The sequence below is a fragment of the Paracoccus sp. Z118 genome (genome assembly GCF_019061185.1).
Lineage (GTDB): Bacteria > Pseudomonadota > Alphaproteobacteria > Rhodobacterales > Rhodobacteraceae > Paracoccus.
Map to the genome: position 1 here is coordinate 1 of NZ_JAHQZU010000063.1, position 3,957 is coordinate 3,957.

Annotated in this window: 5 protein-coding genes and 1 pseudogene; 4 read left to right on the forward strand and 2 right to left on the reverse strand. The window is 68.7% G+C overall.

The genetic code is table 11. The features are described 5' to 3' along the window. Positions 1-92: 92 nt before the first annotated feature. Positions 93-1,430 (reverse strand): ATP-binding protein, encoded by a 1,338-nt coding sequence (locus tag KTN05_RS17225; RefSeq protein ID WP_217330602.1) that lies wholly within the window; start codon positions 1,428-1,430, stop codon positions 93-95. Continuing rightward, positions 1,427-2,089 (reverse strand): response regulator transcription factor, encoded by a 663-nt coding sequence (locus tag KTN05_RS17230; protein WP_217330603.1) that lies wholly within the window; start codon positions 2,087-2,089, stop codon positions 1,427-1,429. The genes KTN05_RS17225 and KTN05_RS17230 overlap by 4 nt, the downstream gene beginning before the upstream one ends. Positions 2,090-2,196: 107 nt before the next feature. Between KTN05_RS17230 and KTN05_RS17235 the strand changes: the two genes are divergently transcribed. The 4 genes and pseudogenes from KTN05_RS17235 to KTN05_RS18320 form a co-directional block, all read left to right on the forward strand. Next, on the forward strand, positions 2,197-2,685 hold the full coding sequence (locus KTN05_RS17235) for a PepSY domain-containing protein (RefSeq protein WP_254368330.1): 489 nt from the start codon (positions 2,197-2,199) through the stop codon (positions 2,683-2,685). A 55-nt stretch (positions 2,686-2,740) separates the two neighbouring features. Beyond that, positions 2,741-3,256: a cytochrome b gene (locus tag KTN05_RS17240; protein WP_217330604.1), complete on the forward strand. Its 516-nt coding sequence runs from the start codon at positions 2,741-2,743 to the stop codon at positions 3,254-3,256. Positions 3,257-3,425: 169 nt separating this feature from the next. Continuing rightward, a complete protein-coding gene (locus tag KTN05_RS17245; protein ID WP_254368331.1) occupies positions 3,426-3,737 on the forward strand; it encodes a PepSY domain-containing protein in 312 nt (103 codons plus the stop codon). 80 nt (positions 3,738-3,817) lie between these two features. Continuing rightward, a pseudogene (locus KTN05_RS18320) lies at positions 3,818-3,957 on the forward strand (DUF2271 domain-containing protein); the annotation flags it as partial.

Sequence of the window (3,957 nt, forward strand, 5' to 3'; positions counted from 1 at the left end):
ATGGCGGGCTGTTTCGGCATGAGAAGGGCTCCTCGTGGGGACGCCCAAGCCTACCAGATCCGGCTGCGGACAGGAGGTTTTTCAGCGGTTCCTTACCTAGTCTCGATGCGGTTTGTCGCAAACTTCGCCTCGAACCCGTCCGCCCGTCCGGTTGCCGGCGAGATCAGCTCCAGCCGGCTGCCGCTGCCGATGGCGATCGCCGCGACGATCGCGAGTCCGAGGCCGCTGCCCTGCGCGTCCGTGATCCCGCGCTCGAAGGGCCGCGACAGGCGCGCGAGTTGCTCGGGCGGAATTATAGGTCCAGCATTGATCACGCGCAGCACGCCGTCCGCTGAGAGCGAGACCTGCACGGGTGCGTCTTGCGCGCCATGGCGCAGGGCGTTCTCGATCAGGTTGCGAGCGAGTATCGCGAAGGCGTCAGGGTCGATGGCCGCCATGATCGTCACGTTCGGCAGCGCCAGTTCGATCCGATTTCCGTCCTCACGCCCCATGTCGGCCACCACCATCCGCAGGACCCCTGCGATATCGACCGGCGTTTCCGCCTGCAGCCTGCCACCCTCGGCACGGGCAAGCTGCATCAGCTTTTCCGACAGCCGCGCCAGCCGCTGCAGGGCGGCCTCGACCTGACGGGCGCGGCTGCGGGTGTCCTCGTCGGGCGCCTCGACGATCAGCCGCTGCACCTGCGCCAGCGCACCGGCGACGGGGGTTCGCAACTCGTGCGCCGAGTTGGCGGTAAAGCTGCGCTCGGCCTCCAGCGCGCGGCGCAGGCGGTCCAGTAGAAGGTTCACCGCGCGCGCGTTGGGCTGGAACTCCGAGGGGAGGCCCTCGGCCGGAATCGGCGACAGATCGCCCCCGCCGCGGGCTTCGATCCCCGCCCGAAAGCGCCGGATGGGCGCCATGGCGGCGCGGACGGCGGCCCAGACGCCGAACAGGCTGGCCGGGACGATCAATGTCAACGGCAGCGCCAGCCCGATCAGCGCCTCCCGCGCGACGTCCCAGCGATGGGCAAGCGGCTCAGCGACGGAGATGGTGATCGTGCCCCGAAGGGCGGCGTCGGAATAGACGCGATGCGTGGCGGTGTCGGCAAAGCCCATCCCCGAGAAGGGAGGGAAAACCCCCAGATCGGCCCGGTGCGAACGCAGAAGCACCAGGCCCTCCGCGTCTCTCACCACGTAGGTGAAATACTCGTCATGCTCGCGCAGGGTGGCCACGCCCTGGTCGGGGCTGTCATCCTCCTCGCGCCCGATGATGTCGCGCACCGCCAACGGCAGCAGGCGCTGGCCCGCTTCCTCGAGGGCGCTGTCGAAGACCTCGTCCATCTCGTGGCGCAGATGCACCGCGGTCCATGCCGCCGCGACGGCCCAGAGCAGAACCGCTCCAAGGGTGAGCCACAGCGACAGCCGCCCCTGAAGACTGGTCGGTCCTCTCACCGCCCGTCCCCGAGCCGGTAGCCGACCCCGCGCACGGTCTCGACCACGCCTGCACCCAGCTTCTTGCGCAGGCGGCTGACATGGACCTCGATGGTGTTGCTCTCGACCTCGGAGCCGAAGGCGTAGAGCCGATCCTCAAGCTGGGCTTTCGAGACCACCTGTCCGGGCCGCTGCACGAAGGCCTCGAACAGCGCCCATTCCCGCGCCGTCAGATCGACGCGGCGGCCGGCGCGCAGCACCGTCCGGGCGGCCAGATCGACCTGCAACTCACCGAGATCGACCAGCGGATTGGGATTGCCGCTGTAGCGCCGCGCCACGGCGGCCAGCCGAGCGGAAAGCTCGGCCAGGTCGAAGGGCTTGGTCAGGTAATCGTCGGCGCCCGCGTTCAGCCCCTCGATCCGGTCCGAGATCTGGTCGAGCGCGGTCAGGATGATCACCGGCGTCACGTCGCCACGCCTGCGCAGGTCGCGCAGGAAGGCGATGCCACGTCCGTCCGGCAGCATCAGGTCCAGCAGGATCAGCTCATATGGGGCGGCATCCAGATACTCGGCCGCGCGGTCGAGCCGCCCGACCCAGTCGGCCGAATGCCCCTCGGCGGCGATGTGGTCGCGCACCGCGGCGCCCAGGATGATGTCGTCCTCGACCAGAAGGATCCGCATGAAGCCGCTCCTGAAGCCTGCGTCACGGCCAGACCTACCCGCCGAACCTGTCGGCAGTCTGACGGCCGGGCGCCGCCCGCTTAAGCTGACCGTCAGGAACAGGTGCCATGAATCATGATCAGATGATGCCTGAACAAGGACAAAGGGCAAATGCGATGAAAAAGCACATGCTGCTGGGTGCCCTGCTTGCTGCCTTTGGCATGGCAGGCGCGGCCCATGCCGATGATGATGACTGCCAGGTGCCGATGGAGCGGTGGCAGCCGCGCGAGGCGGTGCAGGACGCAGTCAAGGCGCGCGGCTGGCAGGTCGGCCGGATCAAGATCGACGATGGCTGCTATGAGGTCAGGGGTAACGATGCGCAGGGCGCGTCGTTCAAGGCCAAGCTCGACCCCGCAACCCTCGAGGTCGTCGAGATGAAGCGCAAGGACCGGCGCGGCGAGGGCCGGGATGATGACGATGACGATGATGGCGACCGCGACGGGCGCCGGGACCGCGAGCGTGGTCAGGGCGCCCCGCTGACGGCACCACCCGCCAACCTGCCCCCGCCCGGCGGGCTCCTCGGCAACGGCACGCCGCCGGCGGTCGTCGTGAGATGAGCCCGTAATCGCCGCTGCACCACCCCGCAACCCCCGCCCCGCCGGAGAACACGTCATGTCCGAAACCATCGCCCGCTATCCGAAGACGCTGGTCGCCATCCACTGGGTGACGGCTGCCGCCGTGCTGGGCGCCTGGGCCACCGCCGAGGGCGGCCGCGAAGTGGTCCAGAACCCGCCGCTTCTGCACTTCACGCTGGGACTCGCGGTGCTGGCCCTCGTCCTGCCGCGCCTCGTGCTGCGCCTGATGGGCGGCGGCGACCAGGCTGACCACCGCTCGCGCGCCCTTGCGGTCGCCGCTGCCGCGGGGCACGGGCTGCTTTATGCCCTGCTGATCGCGCTGCCGGTCACCGGCTGGTATGCCGCCTCGCAGATGGGGGTTCAGGTGCAGCTTCTCGGTCTGCCCCTTCCCGCCCTGACCGCCCCGATTCAAGGGCGGCCCGGCGCAATCGCCGAGTTCCACGAAAGCGCCGGCAGCATCATCCTGCTGCTCGCCGGGCTGCACGCGCTGGCGGCGATCTGGCACCAGTTCGTCCTGCGCGACGGAACCCTGCGGCGGATGAGCCTGCGCTGAGTTCACAAAATCCCGAAAGCGCCGGCCCGGCCCCGAAAGGGCCGGGCCTTTTCGTTGCTGACGGCAAGCTGACGGATCTTTTTCTGCCGGTTCAGCGACTCGTCAGCCTCGGGGCGCAGATTCGCACCATCCGATAACCGGAATACGGGAGTAATCAGAGATGAAACGGATGCTTGCGACCCTTGCCGTGCTGGCCGTTCTGCCTGCGGGCGCTGTCCTTGCCGACGACGACTGCCGGGTTTCGCCCGAACAGATGCAGTCCTGGGAAGCGGTGGCGCAGCTCGCCACCGACTACGGCTGGACCATCACCTCCACGGAGCTGGATGACGGCTGCTACGAGGTCCACGTGACCGATGTCGGCGGCAATACGATCGAAGCCAAGATCGACCCGGCAACCCTCGATGTCATCAAGGCGGAGCTCGAAGAGTTCGCCGGCGAAGCTCCGGCGCCCGCCGCGCCCGCCACGGCCCCGGCGAACTGAACCCGCTTCTCCCGGCGCCCGCTCCATGAGGGAGGGCGCCGGGAAATGCCGGACCGCATGCCCTCGAAAGGAAGCCGACCATGAAGCCTCTTGCCGCCATCCTCGCCCTCTCCACCGCGCTCACGCTTCCCGGCCTCGCGCTGGCGCGGCCCATCACGCTGACCACCACGCTGAACAACTACGGCGGCGACGGCGCCTATCTCGCGCTCTATGTCACCGA